General features: G+C 50.5%; 13 protein-coding genes. 10 read left to right on the forward strand and 3 right to left on the reverse strand.

Annotation, left to right across the window (positions count from 1 at the left end; genetic code table 11):
- Nucleotides 1-101 precede the first annotated feature (101 nt).
- Both AB1724_11715 and AB1724_11720 read left to right on the forward strand, forming a co-directional pair.
- A complete protein-coding gene (locus AB1724_11715) occupies nucleotides 102-2,261 on the forward strand; it encodes a sigma-54-dependent Fis family transcriptional regulator (protein MEW6078472.1) in 2,160 nt (719 codons plus the stop codon).
- Nucleotides 2,191-4,260: a sigma-54 dependent transcriptional regulator gene (locus AB1724_11720; GenBank protein ID MEW6078473.1), complete on the forward strand. Its 2,070-nt coding sequence runs from the start codon at nucleotides 2,191-2,193 to the stop codon at nucleotides 4,258-4,260. The genes AB1724_11715 and AB1724_11720 overlap by 71 nt, the downstream gene beginning before the upstream one ends.
- On the opposite strand, the gene lnt is transcribed toward AB1724_11720, so the two are convergent.
- Nucleotides 4,236-5,855, reverse strand: a complete 1,620-nt coding sequence (gene lnt / locus AB1724_11725) for an apolipoprotein N-acyltransferase (GenBank protein ID MEW6078474.1) — start codon at nucleotides 5,853-5,855, stop codon at nucleotides 4,236-4,238. The two genes, AB1724_11720 and lnt, sit on opposite strands and share 25 nt — an antisense overlap.
- A 393-nt stretch (nucleotides 5,856-6,248) precedes the next feature.
- Here lnt and AB1724_11730 point away from each other — a divergent pair, with 393 nt between their 5' ends.
- The 8 genes from AB1724_11730 (at nucleotide 6,249) to AB1724_11765 (ending at nucleotide 15,676) form a co-directional block, all read left to right on the forward strand.
- On the forward strand, nucleotides 6,249-7,247 hold the full coding sequence (locus AB1724_11730; GenBank protein MEW6078475.1) for a hypothetical protein: 999 nt from the start codon (nucleotides 6,249-6,251) through the stop codon (nucleotides 7,245-7,247).
- A 259-nt stretch (nucleotides 7,248-7,506) separates the two neighbouring features.
- Nucleotides 7,507-9,891 (forward strand): molybdopterin-dependent oxidoreductase, encoded by a 2,385-nt coding sequence (locus AB1724_11735; GenBank protein MEW6078476.1) that lies wholly within the window; start codon nucleotides 7,507-7,509, stop codon nucleotides 9,889-9,891.
- Between the two features lie 863 nt (nucleotides 9,892-10,754).
- Nucleotides 10,755-11,150: a HEPN domain-containing protein gene (locus AB1724_11740; GenBank protein ID MEW6078477.1), complete on the forward strand. Its 396-nt coding sequence runs from the start codon at nucleotides 10,755-10,757 to the stop codon at nucleotides 11,148-11,150.
- Complete coding sequence (locus tag AB1724_11745) at nucleotides 11,120-11,428, forward strand: nucleotidyltransferase domain-containing protein (GenBank protein ID MEW6078478.1); 309 nt, start codon at nucleotides 11,120-11,122, stop codon at nucleotides 11,426-11,428. The genes AB1724_11740 and AB1724_11745 overlap by 31 nt, the downstream gene beginning before the upstream one ends.
- A gap of 420 nt (nucleotides 11,429-11,848) precedes the next feature.
- Nucleotides 11,849-12,937 carry a hypothetical protein gene (locus tag AB1724_11750; protein ID MEW6078479.1) on the forward strand — a complete coding sequence of 363 codons (1,089 nt, stop codon included), beginning with the start codon at nucleotides 11,849-11,851 and terminating at the stop codon, nucleotides 12,935-12,937.
- Nucleotides 12,937-13,803, forward strand: a complete 867-nt coding sequence (locus AB1724_11755; GenBank protein ID MEW6078480.1) for a hypothetical protein — start codon at nucleotides 12,937-12,939, stop codon at nucleotides 13,801-13,803. Before AB1724_11750 ends, AB1724_11755 begins: the two co-directional genes overlap by 1 nt.
- Nucleotides 13,804-13,813: 10 nt before the next feature.
- The gene (locus tag AB1724_11760) at nucleotides 13,814-14,629 is read left to right on the forward strand and encodes an SDR family NAD(P)-dependent oxidoreductase (protein ID MEW6078481.1); all 816 of its coding nucleotides are present in this window, start codon (nucleotides 13,814-13,816) and stop codon (nucleotides 14,627-14,629) included.
- Nucleotides 14,630-14,704: 75 nt separating this feature from the next.
- On the forward strand, nucleotides 14,705-15,676 hold the full coding sequence (locus tag AB1724_11765) for a dihydrodipicolinate synthase family protein (protein MEW6078482.1): 972 nt from the start codon (nucleotides 14,705-14,707) through the stop codon (nucleotides 15,674-15,676).
- A gap of 9 nt (nucleotides 15,677-15,685) precedes the next feature.
- Here AB1724_11765 and AB1724_11770 read toward each other — a convergent pair whose 3' ends face one another.
- Together AB1724_11770 and AB1724_11775 are read right to left on the reverse strand one after the other, a co-directional pair.
- Nucleotides 15,686-16,078 carry an alpha-hydroxy acid oxidase gene (locus AB1724_11770; protein ID MEW6078483.1) on the reverse strand — a complete coding sequence of 131 codons (393 nt, stop codon included), beginning with the start codon at nucleotides 16,076-16,078 and terminating at the stop codon, nucleotides 15,686-15,688.
- 40 nt (nucleotides 16,079-16,118) lie between these two features.
- Nucleotides 16,119-17,180: a hypothetical protein gene (locus AB1724_11775; protein MEW6078484.1), complete on the reverse strand. Its 1,062-nt coding sequence runs from the start codon at nucleotides 17,178-17,180 to the stop codon at nucleotides 16,119-16,121.
- Nucleotides 17,181-17,340 lie beyond the last annotated feature (160 nt).

A 17,340-nucleotide genomic window follows, 5' to 3' on the forward strand; every position in this document is an offset into this window, starting at 1 on the left:
AATTGTTATATTTTAAGCCAAAGCGGCATTACCAAATAGTAAAAGCTTGCTTGTCAAATAGTAGAATTATCTGTTATATGGTAGACTCAGGGGTGATGAGGATGACAACCGGTCCGGATGCTTCTTTTTATCAGAAAAAACAAAATCTTCTTGATGAAGGCGACCTTCAGGAGGAGTTGAGTGATATTTTCAGAGGCGTTTCAAACCAGATCCCCGCGGATAAGATCAATTGGGTCCTGTCAACTTTTAATCCCCCGAGAATAGGGATCATCGGACAGTCATCAGGCACAGGCGGAGAAAAAACCAATTTTATTTACGATGTCCCTGAAAAGATCGTAGCCGTATTGCAAAGAGAAGACCTGCCGGAATTTCACTTGATCAATCATCCGGAAATGGACCCTCTCGGAAAAGAGATCGCCACGCGTGCCAAACGTTTTGACTGGTCGGCGCTGGTTCTTAATTTTCGCATCCGCGAAGATACGTTACCTTCGATTATGCTCTACGCGGACGGAAAGAACAGGTACGGGGAAGAACATATCCGCCGGCTCAAGCCCTTTACGACGCGCCTTCAACAAGTTATGGAGGCCCTCATCGCGGAGAATCAAAGGAAAGGCCCGGATCCGCTTCAGAAAGAACCGGTGACGGACAAAAATGAATTTTTTCGCCAGGTCACCCTGCGGTTATGCGGCCACCTCGACCTGCAACCCGGTGTTTCCAGATGCCTCCAGTATATCAGCCGCTTTCTGCCGGCTGACGGGCTATTTGTCAGGCAGCTGGAACCGGCATTTCAATCGGAACGCGTGCTCGCGGAAAGCTTTGGTTTATTTCATCAGCAGACAGGGACACTGATCCCTTTGGTGACCCGGGAACGCCATCCTGCCGACAGGGGGAGAACCCCCAGGATACGTATCATCAACCGGCCGGAGCAGTCTCTTTCCATGCAACCCTACACGCAGATATTCGGGAACGATATATCGTGTATCTCCATGCCCCTTATCCACAATAAACAGGCCGTTGGTGTGGCCGTACTGGGCCTGGAAGGAAGGGACCGCTACCGGGAAGAGCATCTGCAGCTTTTTTCGCTGCTTCATGATCCCCTTTTCCTGGCCCTGTCAAATAATATCAAACACCGGGAAGTTATCCGGCTGAAAAATCTGATCGAAGAAGAGAAAACAACTCTGGCCGAAGCGCTCCATTACACGGCGGCGGACACCATTATCGGCGGCAGCCTTGGCCTGGAGGCCGTCATGGACAAGGCCCGTCTTGTCGCTGATCAGGACAGTCCGGTATTGCTGTCCGGTGAAACCGGCACGGGCAAGGAGATCATCGCCAATTTTATCCATCAGAACTCCTCCCGGAAAGACGGCCCCTTCATCAAGGTCAATTGCGGGGCCATACCGGATACACTGGTGGACAGCGAACTGTTCGGCCATGAAAAGGGCGCCTTCACCGGGGCGGGTACCTCCCAAAAGGGCCGCTTTGAAAGGGCTGACAGGGGAACGATTTTTCTCGATGAAATTGCGGACCTGCCCCTGGCCGTCCAGGTCCGCCTGCTGCGGGTCCTGCAGCATAAAACAATCGAGCGGGTCGGCGGTACGGATGCCATTTCCGTTGATATCCGCGTCATCGCCGCCACTCACCGCAACCTGGAAGAACGGGTCGCCTCCGGACAGTTCCGGGAGGATTTGTGGTTCCGGCTGAATGTCTTTCCCATCCAGATTCCGCCCCTGCGCTCAAGAAAAATGGATATTCCGGCCCTGGTGGATTATTTCATAGATAAAAAGTCGCTTGATTTGAAGTTCCATACCAGGCCGCTCCTGTCCGCGGATGCAATGGACCGGTTGATGTCTTATGAATGGCCGGGCAACGTCCGGGAACTGGAAAACGTGGTTGAAAGAGAATTGATTCTGAATAAGAACGAAGCCCTCACGTTTCATAACATCACCCCCCGTCAACAGGAGATCAGGGAGCCCGACGATGAGATGACAGCAGATCATATCCTCTCCCTTGATGAGCTCTTTACCCGTTACGTGAAAAGGGTTCTGGACCTGTGCGATGGTAAAATCAGCGGCCCGGACGGCGCCGCCGAAAAGCTTCGGGTAAACCCGAGCACACTTCGTAACCGGTTGAAGAAAATGAAAATAGCCTACGGCTGGGGAAAAAGACGACAACGCTTAATCAGGATAGGCAATGAAGAGCAGGCCGGATATGGTTTTAGACCAGATCAAACAACATGTCGCTTCCGGCGGGGATGTCCATGAAGCGCTTTATGCGTATTATGATCTTCTGAAAAAATCCATTCCCGCGGAGCGCATGAGCCTGCTCAAAGTTGATTTTGAGCGCCGGAACATTCTGATCATTGCCCAGGCCAGTGATACGGGAAGTGAAAAAACAGGCTTCTTGTTTTCCGTGCCCGAAGAAATTTTTAAAGGCTTTCAAACAGAAAATCTGCCGGAAATCTACATTATCAATGAGCCGGAAAAAGACCCGGTCGGAAAGAACGTCATCAAACGGGCCGGGGTCAGGGACTGGTCGCTGATCGGTATGCGGATCAAGGAAGATAACGTAATTATTGGCGGCATCTTCTTTACGGTTAAAGGCAGAAATAAATATTCGAAGAAGCACGTTGATTTTCTGACCGGCTTGTCCGGTACGCATAAATGGTTTCTTGACGCTGTTATCGCGGACTATGAAAACAGATCCGCCGGGCCGGACCGGAAAGAGCCGGTAGAAGACAAATATGAATTTTTCCGTCAGGTCACCCGGCGATTATGCGGGCATCTTGACCTGGAAACCGGCGTTCTGCATTGTCTTCAATACCTCAGCCGGTTTATCCCCGCCGCCATGCTGTCCGTCCACAAACATCGTCGAAAGACGGACAGGGATGTCATCGGGGCCAGTCCGACCGGCTGGTTTAATTATTTCGATCCGCAGATGATCAACCTGGATACGGAGTCACTGAGCCCCGCGAAAATAACATCTGCCCATCCGGCACTCATCATCAATCAGCCTGAAGGCGATCCCAACCTGCGCGCCCTTGTTGATCGGTTTGGCAGTGACTGGTCGGTCCTGGCCATGTTTCTGTTGTATGAGCGCGTTCCGCTCGGCATGGCCGTTCTTGTTTCGGAAGGAAGGAGCGCCTTTACCGAGGAACACCGGCAGTTATTTTCAATGCTCCACGACCCGTTTTCCCTGGCCCTTTCCAACCACATCAAACATCGGGAAGTCATCCGGTTGAAAAACATCATCGAAGACGAAAAGAGGAACCTTCAGGAAGAAATGCATTTCTCCAGGGAAGCGGCTATTGTCGGCGGCACCTCGGGCTTAAAAGGTGTCCTGGAAAGTGCCCGGGTTGTCGCCGGCCGGAACAGCCCGGTTCTGTTGTCAGGCGAAACAGGTGTGGGTAAGGAAATCATCGCCAATTTCATCCACCGGCAATCTGCACGAAAAGACGGCCCCATGATCAAGGTCAATTGCGGCGCCATACCGGATTCCCTGGTGGACAGCGAACTGTTCGGTCATGAAAAGGGGGCGTTTACCGGCGCCGACACCCTGAAAAAAGGCCGCTTTGAAAGGGCCGACGGCGGTACGGTCTTTCTGGATGAGGTTGCGGAACTGCCCCTTTCCGCCCAGGTCCGCATGCTCCGGGTCCTGCAGCATAAAATCATCGAGCGGGTCGGCGGGACAGGCCCCATACCAGTGGACATCCGTGTCATCGCCGCCACGCATCGCAACCTGGAAGAACTGGTGGCCGAAGGTCGGTTCAGGGAAGATTTGTGGTTTCGCCTGAATGTTCTGCCTGTTCATATCCCTCCCTTAAGATCAAGACGGTCGGATATCCCGGCCCTTGTCAACTATTTCATTGAAAAGAAATCCCGTGAAATGAATCTTCATGTTGAACCGTCTCTGTCTTCCGATGCCATGGAACGACTGATCAGGTATGACTGGCCGGGAAATGTCCGTGAGCTGGAGAACGTTATTGAAAGGGAACTGATCCTTAAAAATGGCGCGGCGCTCACCTTTCAGAACATGGTTCCTTCAAGCGCGAAAAAGATGCCCCTGGATAATATAATGACCAAAGAAGATATACGGCCGCTGGATGAGGTCTACACCCGTTACATCCAAAAAGTCCTGAAGATGACCAGCGGCAAAATCAGCGGTCCGGGGGGGGCGGCGGAAAAGCTGAAAATAAAACCAGGCACCCTCCGCAAAAGAATGGACAAACTGGGTATCCCCTACGGCTGGAAAAGAGAAGAATAACAGGTCTTCCTGGATGAAAAAATATCGGGCTTAAAGAACACAACAAAGCCGGTAAGAAAACAGAGCCACGCAAACACGTCGCCAAAGCGGCAGTAAAAGGTTGTCCGCTTTTCCAATGGAAGCCGGTACAGGCTGATGTCCTCGGTAAAGACAGGCAACCGGGAGACGATCCGGCCCGATGCATCTATAAAACCCGATATGCCTGTGTTGGCGGACCGCGCCAGGGGCCGGCGGCATTCCACGCTTCTGAAGACCGCCATGGCAAAATGCTGATAGTGGGCGCTGGTGGGGCCGAACCAGGAGTCATTGGAAATATTGACCAGAAAGTCCGCCCCCTGGTTAACAAATTCCCGCGCATATCGGGGGTAGATGACCTCAAAACAGACCAGGGATCCGCAGGCCCCTGCGGCCGTGTCAAAAAGCGTGTAGGTGGTGCCGGCCGTATACTGGCGGGGGCCTGCATAGCGGAGATTGAGCACGTCCATAAATCCCAGGGGGAAGAATTCGCCGAAGGGCAGCAAATGCAGTTTGTCGTGAAATGTTTTTATACCGTTGCCGTCGATATAGTAGACGGTGTTATAGAATGTATAACTTCCCTTTCTTCCGGTATAACGGGGCCCCCCTGTTATAAGTCCCGCATTGTAGGTGCGCAGCAGGCGCATCATTTCCGCGGGAAGTTTATCCTGCAGGTAATAGGTAGCGATGGCTGTTTCCGGCCAGATAACGAGCCGCGCACCGCTGGCCAGCGCCGCTTCCGTCATCCGCAGATACCGGGAGACGATGTCGCCGCTGTTTTTTCGTTTCCATTTTTCATCCTGGGCGGTGTTGCCCTGGATAACCGCAACCAGGGCCGAAGCCCCGGCATCCGCTTCCTGCGGTTGCGGCGGATATTGCCCCAGACGAATACTTCCGTACACGACAACGGCTATCACGGCTGCCAGGGCGGGCAGCAGGCGCCCGAGGGCCATGCGTTTATCCGGCAGGCATGTTAAAGCGCTGTACAGCAGGGAGCCGGTAAAAACAATCAGGAAGGACAAACCATAGACGCCGGCAATGTCCGCCGCCTGTATCAGCCTTAATGCCTTGTGCTGGGAGTGACCGAGCAGGCACCAGGGCATTCCCCCCAGCAGGCAGGCGCGGCCGTATTCCATGACGACCCACAGGCCGGCCAACCCGGCAGCCCTTATTATAGGGGATGGACACAGTCGCAACACCCGGTTGGCCGCGGCACTGTAAACGGCAAAGAATAAACCGATAAAGGCGCCGTTCACGGCCAGTAAGAATACCAGGCTGACCAAAAAACCGGCATGGCTGTATTCATTGAGGGCAAAGAACACCCAGTACGAAATGCCGATCGACAACAGGGCCCCGTACAGCCATCCCAGCAGAAAAGATTTTTTGGCGCCTGTCCTTGAGATTGCATGCCATAGCGGCACTGCCTGGACCCAGGCAAGTATCCAGAGCCCGATCCGCGGAAACGCCAGGACATACAGCAGGGCGGCCAGGCAAGCCAGCAGGATTTGTTTTAACGTGGAATCGCTTTCCTGCCTGACGCCTGATACAGGCGTATTTTTCTTCTGGAGTTTAGTCATCATACTGAATTGAAGGTAACAACCATGTCCGATATTTATGAACCCTTTGGGCTACAAATCATTTGATACAAATACCATACCCATCATTTTAATAGATGAATTAACGGGTGGACATCAAAAAATGCTTTAACCCGCTCTTGCTTTTTCTTCTGAAACAATCCGTTGCCCCTTCTAAAAAACACTCATCAACAGATGGCGGCCCCAAAAATATTGACACACAAGTCAGCCCTTGCTATAGGTATGCTTTATAAAAGCAACTTCTTATCCTTTAGAGATACCCTTTATCCTTAAAACTTCGAAGGTCTCGAAGTTTTACGATTCGAATCAAAAAACGGCGCCTCGCAACCTTCTCCCGTGCCTGTTTTTGACAAAAAACCATTTAACGTGGGTGGCCCTATGCAAACGGGGATAAAAAGAGCCCTGCCCCTCGTCGTGAGCGGTCTGCTCCTTTATTATTATTTTCAGGACCAGGACTGGGGCGCTCTGCTGGCCGCCGCCGGCAGAGCGGAAATAACAACGGCTGTCCTGGCCATTCTGATACCCCAGTTAGTTATATGGGTTTTTGACGTATTAATAATCGATCGCCACTTTCGCTGGTTCCACGCCCCGTTTGACTGGCGCGCCTTCTTCCGGGTGCGCGGCGCCTTCTACATCATCCTTCTCGTCAACTACACGATCGGCGGTGGAGGGATACTGCTTTACCTGAAGCGCAAAACAGGCATGACCTGGGCAAGGTTGATGGGAATCTGCCTGTTCCGTTTCGGGCTGACCATGTTCGGCATCTGTCTGTTCCTGATCCCGGCGACACTGGCCATGCAGTATTCCGGTCTGGCAGCAAAGGCCCGGCTTAACATGCACCTCTGGTGGGGGGGGCTGATATTCAGCACCCTGTGGATGATTGAATCATGGACGTACTGGCATCACAAGCGGGGCGTCGGTCTCAGCAGTCTGCTCGCCGGCAACCGGGAAAGTGAGTTCTGGACAGCGTTTCAAAAGGCCTCCCGCAAGCAGTGGTTCCTTACCTGGGCCATGGGGCTGCCGCCGATATTCATCATGCTCTCCGGTTTCTACATTTTGGCGCTGGCGTTCAACATCCGCATTCCCTTGCTGGAATATATTGTCGTTGCGCCACTGATGTTTGCCATTGCTGACATACCGGTTTCCTTCGGAGGGTTCGGCACCATGACCATGGCCTGGTTCCTGTTCTTTGGTGATTACGGGTCAAGCGAAAATATCGCGGCACTGACCCTTTTTCTGCCAGCCGTTCGCGCTGTCATCAGGGCCGCCATAGGGATTGTTTCTCTGCCGTTCGCCATGAAGGACATTCCGACGCTGCTCAACGGCAGTGTTCAGTTGACAAAGGCTCAACCACAGCCGGAACCGGGAGAAGCATGAGCTGAAAGGTGAAAATTCAGGGTATCTCTAAAAAATTAGAATTTTGGCCCGAGGTCAAGGCGTGCGAAAATTTTAACCGGAGGAATACTTGAAGTATTCCGAGGATTAAAATTTGAGCACAACGCCGACATCGGGCCAAAAGGCAATTTTTAGAGGTGCCCTTCATTTTTTCACAATATGTCAAATCATATTCACATATGGTCAATACATAACGCTCGAGTATGGTTTAAATTAATTAAACCTTTTTTCAGGAGAAACAATGCCTTTAGAAAAAAAACATGTCGTCTGCAGCATGTGTGATCAGGCCTGCAGCCTGGAAGCGCATGTCAGGGACGGACGGTTGGAAAAACTGCGCGGGTTTGCAGACCACCTGATGATGCCCAAAACCATTTGCTGCAAACCGGTGGAAGCCGCTGAATGGTATTACAATGAACATCGCCTGCTATACCCCTTGAAACGAACCGGAGAAAGAGGCGACGGCCAGTGGACCCGCATCAGCTGGGACCAGGCCATGGACGAAATCGCGGCCAAGCTTCAACGGGTGGTGGACCAACACGGGCCGGAAGCCTTTGCCTGTTCCACCTCGGATCATAACGTCCAGGGGGGCAGCGGCATGGTCCGGCGGTTCATGAACCTTCTGGGAAGCCCGAATTACATCAGTGGCGTAAGCCTTTGCCAGGGCAATACGGCTGCCGTCAACAGCATGACCTGCGGCGGTTATCCTTTTCCGGATTATGAACAGACCCGCTGTATGGTATTCTTCGGGCATAATCTCCGGCCGAATTCCTGGGCAGGCGAATACTATCGTCTGAAAGCGGCCAGGGCCAGAGGCGCCAGGCTGATTGTTCTGGACCCGAGAAAGAGTCATTGCGCCAAAATGGCCGACATTCATCTGCCTTTACGGGCAGGCACGGACGCGGCAATGTGCCTGGGCTGGATCAACGTTATCATTAAAGAAGAGCTGTACGACAAGCAATTCGTATCCCGCTGGTGTGTAGGGTTTGATGAACTCAAAGAACGGGCCGGAGAATACCCGCTGGACCGGGTGTCGCAAATCACCGGCGTTCCCGCGAGCCTGATCCGTGAGGCCGCCGTCATGTATGCCACCAACACGCCGGCCATTATTCCCTGGACATGTGCCACCGACCAGCAGGTAAACAGCACTTCCGCCCTGCGCTGCCAGGGCATCCTGCGGGCTTTGACCAACAGCCTGAATGTTCCCGGAGGGGACGTCATGGTCGACCCCAATGCGATGATTATCTCCGAGACGGAACTGGAACTCCACGAACGGCTGCCCCAGGAAAAAAAAGACCTGCAGCTGGGGGCAAAGGATCATCCGGTCATGACCTACCGGGGGCAGCAGGCCTTGAACGAGCCCCGGCGCAGGGTCTGGGGCCAACCCTACCGGAACCTGATGAAAGGCATGTACATGGCCCACCCGCCGGCTGTATTCAAAGCCATGCGGGAAGGCATTCCCTATCCGGTCAAAGCCTTCTTCTCCATCGCCAACAACACCCTCATGTGCTACACCAACCAGCAGGGCATTTTCGAGGCCATTAAAAATCTTGACCTGTTTGTGGTCAATGACCTCTTCATGACGCCCACCGCCCAGCTGGCCGACTATGTGCTTCCGGGCGACTGCTTTCTGGAACGGCCTGTCCTGTACAATTATCAGGAGTGGATCGGTGTCTATGCGAGTTTCGAAAAAGCCGTTGAACCCCCCGGTGAGTGCCGGGATGTCTATTATTTCCTGCGCGAACTGGCCGTGCGCATGGGCATGGAAGCGCAATTTCCCTGGAAAAACCTGGAAGAACTTTACCAATACCGAATCTCCGGGACCGGGCTTACCTGGAAACAGCTTTCAAAAAATCTCCCCTTGCTGACGCCGCCCGCGCCCCCGCTGTCTGCCGCCGCAACCAAGCTTACCCTGAAACTTTTTGCCAGGATGGGCCTTTTGCCGTTATTAAGAAACGGCATGGTTTCCATGTTGCGCCGACATCAGAAAACCCGGGGGTTTTTTGAACGCCGCGGCATGAAGCGGATGGCCCGCCTGTTCAAGGACTATGTTGTACTGTCTCCCTACCCGCACGAAAAAAGGGGCTTTGCCACCCCCTCCGGTAAAGTGGAACTGTATTCCAGCGTCCTGGAATCCCTTGGCTGTGACCCGCTTCCATACTGGAAGGAGATTTACCCCCCGGAGGACAACCCGGCCGAAGAAGAATATCCGCTCCGCCTTTTTGTCGGCCTGCGTGAAGATGGCTATTTTCTCTCCGCCGGGCGCCATGTCAAAAAACTGCGCCAACGCAACCCGGAACCTTTGGCCATGCTGCATATTGAAACCGCCCGAAAATCCGGCATTAATGATGGTGACTGGATGTATGTGGAAACCGACTGGGGCCGGGTTAAAATGAAAGCACAGCTGAGCGACGACATACAGAAGGACCTGGTCGGGATCCGCCACGGCTGGTGGAAACCGGAAATGGCCCGGGGCACCCCTGAACTGTGCGGGGCCTGGGATTACTCGGACGGCGTCCTGTTAAGCGATGATCCGGCATATTTTGATCCTGAACAGGGTCTGCCCGACCTGCGCGGCGCCAGGAAGTGCCGGGTAATGCCGATGGCAAATTCGCCTGATTCTCCTTGATTTATGATATTGAACCGCAATACAGTGTCCGTGCTTTTAATGGTCCGCTATTACGGTTATTACAGCAATAAAAGCCGGGGGTTGAGAAAAAAGACGGACGAAGATGACGACATCGCCCATATTATCGATACCAGCCTGTCGGATAAGTCCTTCAGAAACTCCTGGGCACGCTTGATACAGAAGATATATGAGGTGGGCCCGTTATTGTGCCCCAAGTGCCAGGGGCCGATGAAAATCATCAGCTTTATCAAAGAACAAGCTGTCATCAAACAGATATTGCGGCATCTCGTTCTGTGGGAAGTCAGGAACAACGGCCCGCCGGCGCCACGCTTGGAGATATTATTCAAGAGCCGGCGTACCAGCCGGTGCGTGGTCACGCACCGGCTGGTGGCGGGTTCTGGTCACAGGTCCCCGATTATGGTTACCGGGCCGATTTTGGCGAGGACTCACGCCCCGGAGATACGATAAAGCTGTTTCTAAAACCATGTGTTTTTCTGTAATCTTGAATGTTCTGAAAGTTTCTCCTGCTTTTGCCGCCTCTGTTGAAATATCTTGAAGAATCACTCTCAAGAGGCCCTTCAACATGTGGTGGCCGCAAAAACATTGACACACAAGGCCGGCTTGGCTATAGATGATAACTGAAAAAGCAAGTTCTTATCCTTCCTTATCCTTTCCTTATTCTTTTATATCGCCGGTAAATTGCACGCCGGAGAAACCATATCCGGTCAAGAGACAAGCCGATTTATCATTAAGAACATCAAAACTTTCATACCGCCTGTTGCAGCGCCGCAGGGCGAGGGCGATTTACCAGTTGCTTAACGAAAGAGATTGATATATAATTTTATAAAATAAAACGGTAATCTATGGACCGAAAGCACATACTGAACTACTGGATTGATAGTGCCGACAACGACTTTAAAGCGATGTCGCACTTGTTTGAAAAAGGTGACTATTCATGGGCCTTGTTTATCGGTCATCTGATAATCGAAAAATTGTTAAAGGCTTTTTATGTTCAACAGGTCGACATAGCCCCGCCCTTTATTCACGATCTTGTGCGGCTTTCGACAAGCGCGGGTCTTGAGCTGACCGAAAGTCAGAAAGATACTCTTGATACGATATCCACATTCAACCTGCGTGCGCGATATGACGATTATAAAATGGATTTTCACAGGAAGTGCGATCAGGAATTTACAACAAAATGGATATGTGAAATTGAGGCGTTTAGAACATGGATAAAAAACAAGCTCCTGAATCCGTAGTGGAATACGCTCGTTTTATACGCCAGACAACTCCCAATGTTCGGGGAATATATCTTTTCGGTTCATACGCAAAAGGTACGCATAATAAAAACAGCGATATCGATCTGGCCGTAATTTTCGACATCCTTCATGATTCGTTTGACATGCAGGTCGACTTAATGAAAAAGAGGCGACAATTTGATACCCGCATCGAGCCCCATCCTTTTGCTTCAGCTGACTTCAATTCTTCCCATCCGCTGGCCAAAGAAATTATTCGGCACGGGCTTGAAATCATCTAAAAACTTCACTTTCCGGATTTGCGAACGGACAGTATATCAATTCCAAACCGATTGATGGTGGCGGTTGAGTAAAGATATCGTTTTCAGAAAGGGCGGTCGGGGTCATTTATGGCAGGAACGGCTTTCATCTTTTGTTATGGACGAGCCGTACCTTGTTGCCTGCACCCGGTATATCGAAAATAATCCTGTACGGGCAAAATTCGTCTAACAGCCGGAGCAAAGGAAGACTGGGCAGGTGTTTAATGCCTCAAAAACCCGAAAGAAAATCAAAGCCGGGTTAAAATTAGTATACTGTCCCCGGAAATCCATGGGAAATCCATGGACATTTGGGCCTATTGCTGATACCCAACCATATTTTTCTTGACAGTTTTCCTGAAAATGACTATTTTCTCAATCAGGAAAACAATTGGAAACAGGAAAATGCTGACAGAAAAAGAAATGCTTGCGCAACTCCGGAAGGGAGATGTCCGGTTGCCTCCCCTGGTTTTTAGCGTTTTAGAAAACCAACCGGATGTAGGAGGCAACAACCGTATTGATGCGTATATCGAGGCCAAATGGAATCGGAAATCAGTAATGTTTGCGGTAGAGTGCAAATCCGTTTCAACGCCTAAGTTCTTTCAGGACAGTTTCAATTTGCTGAAATCATTGACCCTGCCAAAAAACGTTTTCCCTATGCTTTTTATGCCGTTCTTAAATGATCAGCAGCTTAAAGACCTGGAAAGGGAGGGGGTTAGCGGCATTGACCTGTGCGGCAACGGTGTGGTGGTCTCGCCAGGCGCATTCAGCGTATTTCGCAGTGGCGGCAGAAACCGTTTTCCTTCATCAGCCGCCATCAAAAACATCTACCGGAAAAACAGCGCCATGGTGGGACGCGGGTTTTTCGTTTGTTCCGACTTCCAAACGGTTCAAGATATCCGCGCAACAATTAACCAACACAACTTCCTGATGAACCGTTGGGATAAAAAACCGATGAGCCTTTCAACTGTATCAAAGGTTCTAAAAACGATGGAAGAAGACCTGATTATTACGCGCGCTGGCACCATTCGCCTCCTGCAGCCGGACAAACTGTTGGACAAATTATGCGAAAATTACAATCCGCCTGCTGTCAAGGAACGGGTTCGTCTTAAAGTCCCGAACACAGACAAGTCGATTGTGAAATTGCTGTCTGAGCAATCACGGCAGTTAAAATTGCCCTTGATCGCTTCCGGCACTTCCTCCGTCACACAATACACGGTGATGCAGCGCGGAGATTTATTGACGGTATACTGCCCTGAGGTGAAGACGCTGCTTGAACGGCTACCCGGAAGCCGGTCGGATCGATTCCCCAATCTTGAGCTTTTGCAAACAGAAGATGAGCCGGTCTATTTTGATGCCCGGCAGGATGACGGTTTCTGGTGGGCGTCACCGCTACAGGTTTATATGGAAATGATGGCCGGCGACAAAAGAGACCAGGAAACCGCCGGTCAAGTAAAAACACTGATTCTGAGTGAAGCCGGGATGGTTCAGTAATGAACAGAATTATAGACCTTCAAACGGCCTTGCTTGATTTGCTGCACAAATTGCGCGATGCGGAAGTCAGACTCATTGTCGGCGGCGGATTCGGGATCTATCTTAAAACTGATCATGTTAGAAGATCGGGCATGAGAACACTCCTGGAACAATGGCCGGAGCCGCGCTCCACAAACGACCTTGATTTATTTCTGCGACCGGAACTGCTGATCGAATCATCAAAGTTAAAACCGCTCGCACGCGCCCTTTCAGACCTGGGCTATGAAGCTGTCCCTGGTGCGGAAAAATACCAGTTTGCTAAACCTGGGCCAGGCGGTACGGATGCCGGCAGCGTCAAGATCGATATACTAACCGGTCCGCAAAGTCGATTTCAGGGAACTCGGGTGAAAGCAGATGCCCGCCGAGTTCGCCCCAGCCCTTCCGTAGGCATCCATGCCCACCCCGTAACCGAAGCCCTGACTTTAGAAGAAAGTTTGCTGCCAATCATGTTAACGGGGCGCCTCAGTTCCGGTGAATTCTGGAAATCTGAAATCTTCCTGCCGCATCCTTACACGTTTTCGATGATGAAGCTTTTCGCATTCAGAGACAGGGTTAACGACCCGGATAAGGATTTCGGGAGCTATCACGCATTAGATTTATTTACGATTCTAGCAACAACTACGGAGGCGGAGTGGGCGTATGCCCACCGCTTGCGCGATCAATATAAGGATGATCCTTCGGTCAAAGAAGCCGGGCGTCTGGTTTTGCAATATTTTTCTACTGAGGAAAAAACAGGCATGGTCCGATTGATGGAAAGCCCCTATTACCGATCGGAATTGCAGAATGAAGATTTCATGTCCACCCTTATAGAGATGTTTCCGTTATGAGGAGGAGTCCATGACCCAGCGGTTTAAAGACAAAACAGCAATCATTACCGGCGCGTCTTCAGGGATTGGCGCGTCTGCCGCCAGGCAGTTTATCATAGAGGGTGCCAATGTTGCCCTTATTGCCCGCAACAAAGACAATCTTGATAAGATAGTTGCGCAAACAGGCAGTAAAAAGGCCATGGCCATTTCCGCGGACGTCACGGATCTTGATAAAATGTCAGCGGTTATTCAACAGGTGAAAAAACATTTTGGCGCCATTCACATACTTGTCAACAACGCCGGCTTCAACTCCAGAGGTCCCATAGACACACGGCCGCTGGATGAAGTGCTGCACATCGTTGACCTGAACTTAAGATCACCGATAGCGCTGACCCGGCTGGTGCTGCCGTTAATAAAAGAAGCTGGAACCGGAGCCGTGGTCAATGTCGCTTCGCTGGCTGGTCGATATCCCCTGCCGGATGAGGCGACCTACAGCGCGACAAAATTCGGGTTAAGGGCCTTTACCTATGCCCTGGCGGAAGAGAACAGGGGGACGGGGGTGACGATTTCCGTTGTCTCTCCCGGCCCGGTGGATACAGGATTTATCATGGAAGATATTGATGAAGTTCCGGACCTTGTTTTTTCACAGCCCATGAGTTCCCCTGAACAGGTCGCCGCTGCTATTCTGGATTGCGCCTATGACGGGAAGGTGGAAAGAGCATTGCCCAGGTTAAGCGGTTATTTGGCCACGGCAGGTTATCTCTTTCCCGGCCTTCAGCGAAAGTTAAGGCCCCTATTAAAAAGGAAAGGGCATAACAACAAGTTGAGATATAAGAACAGGATTTAGAATGGTTTACGTTATTTGTTCAAAAGGCCCTTTTTTACAACTTTATCCTTATCCTTCAAAAAGGGTGGTTGAGTAATGAATGTAGAAAGCCTTAAAGGGTTAGTGGTTATTTTGCCGACACCATTTACCGATGACGGTAAAATCGACGAAAATAGTTTAAAGAAACTGGTCAGAGCCGCCATTGACAAAAAGCTTGATGGTGTTGTCGTTCTGGGAAGTAATGCCGAGTTTCCCTATCTGCGTTTTGAAGAAAAAATACAGGTTATGGAAATTGCCGCTTCAGCAGCAAACGGAGAAATCCCTGTTATTGGGACGGCATCGGCCTGGAGTACAGACCAGGCAATTGATCTTGCAAAAGAGGCAAAGAAAGCAGGATGCGACGCGCTTATGGCGGCTTTACCCGTTTATTTCAACCTTGACTTGAAAAGTGTTGTGCATCATTTTAAATCCCTCACCAAAGCAATGGACCTGCCCGTCTACTACTACCATTTTCCTGATGTAACCGGTTTGAAAATACGGCCAAAAGACCTTGCCCGTATTGCGGAAATCGATGGCATTATCGGAGCAAAACTTACCGTTATAAACCGCCCGTTTTTAAAGAAAACGATCGAAGCCACACGGCCTTATGACTGGAAAGTGTTTACCGGGACATCATTGCTTCTTTATGACTGTCTGGCGTTTGGCGGTGCCGGTGTGTTTTGTCCGATACCGCTTGTAGGGACTGAGGATGTCAGGATGTTATGGGATGCTTTTTCCGCGGGTGATCATAAAAAAGCAAAACAGATTCAGAAGAAACTGCTCAAAACGATCCCCCTGTTCACAGGTTCTTCACTACCACCTGCACTTTTATCACTCGGCTTTCAGTTTATGGTTCGACTGCCCTTGTTATCGGGCAAAAGGCCTTTTGGCACTCACAGGTTATTGAAAGAAATTTTAAGAGCGCAGGGATATCTGGCGAACAACAAAGTGAGAAGGCCCCATATTGAAGTAAGTCAGGCAGAGCAAAAGCTTGTTGAAAAGACACTGGCTTCATTCGGGTGGATATAGAAAAGTCGTTTATGGAATTGGCGATAATTTTTCAATATAATCAGAATTTAATTTATTAATGTCATTACACCCGATCAATGCCATTACCCGTTCCATTTCATCTTTCAAAATAGAAAGCGCCCTGTCTACCCCTTTTTCGCCCCCGGCTGCCAATCCATATAAATAGGCCCGGCCAATCATACAGGCATCGGCGCCCAGGGCGATCGCTTTAATAATATCGGAGCCTCTTGTAATACCGCCGTCAATCAATATTTCGAGTTGATCCTTTACGGCATCTTTAACCTTAGGCAAAAGCTCTAAAGCCGTGGGGGCGCCGTCCAGTTGCCTGCCGTCCGTTTCATCGAAGTTATTACTTCTTCCCACTTCCCAGGCGCCATTTTTTTTTATGCTACAAGCTCCCATGTTCCATGCACAAGGCAAACGCTTTTGTTAACCAGCACTTCTACTTTCCATGTTGAAACACATGCTGAGCAACAAGTTCCTCTGGACTGACGCTTTCCACAGAGTGCATCGATTCTCTATGGACCTCAGTTTTCCCATCGGGAGTAGTCACAACATACACATAAAAGTGCCAGATGGGATTCTCCGAGACGTTTCTGTACAGCCAAATCCAGAATTTGTATCCTTCGTGAAGAGCGTTACGTTGGAATTCGAGCACGAACTCTCCACCACTGATAGGCTTGATCTCCTCTTTTACGGCGTCTTCCCCTCCAGGACAACTCCCCCATCCGGATTGATCGACAACCGGGAAATCCAAAGAGTCTCCGTATCCCTGCCATCCCTTGTCCGGAGCATCCAGACCATCGCGATCGAAAGAACCAGAGTATCCGTCTGGAACAACTCCGGTCGACAACTGGAATAGAACGACCTTGCTGAACCAGTATGGAATGTTCGGGTCAATTGCGTTTCGGGTAACACTCTCTCGTATTTGCATGAAATGCTTCGTCAGCGACGGAACTTCTTCAGGTTTTTCACAGTTCCGGCAGAGAAGAGAGAGAAGTCCCAGTGCAGAAATGAAACGTTTTTGGTCTTCGCGGGCACAGATTGATGCAGTATAACCAATCGCTTCAAGAAGTCGTTCATCAGTCAGTTCGCCTGGTAAATCACCATGTACGGGACCTGACGAGAATCCGCTGATTATCGGGTACCAGTGCCATTCAAATCGCTTCTCGTAAAACTCGGAGAATGTATCTTTTGTCAAGTTGGCGGCAAAGTCCTTAATCTGTGTATGGAATGCTGGTTCGCCGACTGTAGGGATCAGGGCATCATCGCTAAAGCAGACAAACAGTCTGTTTTCTGGATGGTAAGCTGCCACTTCTTCATCAGTCATATTGTCTTCAACACTACACAGTTTTTCTAAGATATCATCAATCAGCTTCTGCTCTTGCGAAATGTCTTCAGCAGTTTTTTTAGTGTCCTTACTGGGAGGCGTCTTACGCTTTTGTCCCTTGGATGGTTTCTGATTACCGAGATTGTTTGGTGAATTTCTATTATTTTGGTCCATGGTTTGCTCTTTTCGTGTTTATGCAAGTTATGTCCTGAATTTTGCACGGCCATTAGCATAAAATAGAAGGAACCATCTGGGGCTCCTGTTATATTGAGGTTTGACGAAGAACCGACAATATAAAAGGAGGTACCCAGATGGTAAAACGCGTCAAGAAGCA

Source organism: Thermodesulfobacteriota bacterium (genome assembly GCA_040753795.1).
GTDB lineage: Bacteria > Desulfobacterota > Desulfobacteria > Desulfobacterales > Desulfosudaceae > JBFMDX01.

Coding starts and splice junctions, on each gene's coding strand:
- AB1724_11720 (MEW6078473.1), top strand. CDS start 2,191: ATGAAGAGCAGGCCGGATATGGTTTTAGACCAGATCAAACAACATGTC.
- AB1724_11770 (MEW6078483.1), bottom strand. CDS start 16,078: ATGGGAGCTTGTAGCATAAAAAAAAATGGCGCCTGGGAAGTGGGAAGA.
- AB1724_11755 (MEW6078480.1), top strand. CDS start 12,937: ATGAACAGAATTATAGACCTTCAAACGGCCTTGCTTGATTTGCTGCAC.
- AB1724_11760 (MEW6078481.1), top strand. CDS start 13,814: ATGACCCAGCGGTTTAAAGACAAAACAGCAATCATTACCGGCGCGTCT.
- AB1724_11735 (MEW6078476.1), top strand. CDS start 7,507: ATGCCTTTAGAAAAAAAACATGTCGTCTGCAGCATGTGTGATCAGGCC.
- AB1724_11750 (MEW6078479.1), top strand. CDS start 11,849: ATGCTGACAGAAAAAGAAATGCTTGCGCAACTCCGGAAGGGAGATGTC.
- AB1724_11715 (MEW6078472.1), top strand. CDS start 102: ATGACAACCGGTCCGGATGCTTCTTTTTATCAGAAAAAACAAAATCTT.
- AB1724_11740 (MEW6078477.1), top strand. CDS start 10,755: ATGGACCGAAAGCACATACTGAACTACTGGATTGATAGTGCCGACAAC.
- AB1724_11730 (MEW6078475.1), top strand. CDS start 6,249: ATGCAAACGGGGATAAAAAGAGCCCTGCCCCTCGTCGTGAGCGGTCTG.
- lnt (MEW6078474.1), bottom strand. CDS start 5,855: ATGATGACTAAACTCCAGAAGAAAAATACGCCTGTATCAGGCGTCAGG.
- AB1724_11765 (MEW6078482.1), top strand. CDS start 14,705: ATGAATGTAGAAAGCCTTAAAGGGTTAGTGGTTATTTTGCCGACACCA.
- AB1724_11775 (MEW6078484.1), bottom strand. CDS start 17,180: ATGGACCAAAATAATAGAAATTCACCAAACAATCTCGGTAATCAGAAA.
- AB1724_11745 (MEW6078478.1), top strand. CDS start 11,120: ATGGATAAAAAACAAGCTCCTGAATCCGTAGTGGAATACGCTCGTTTT.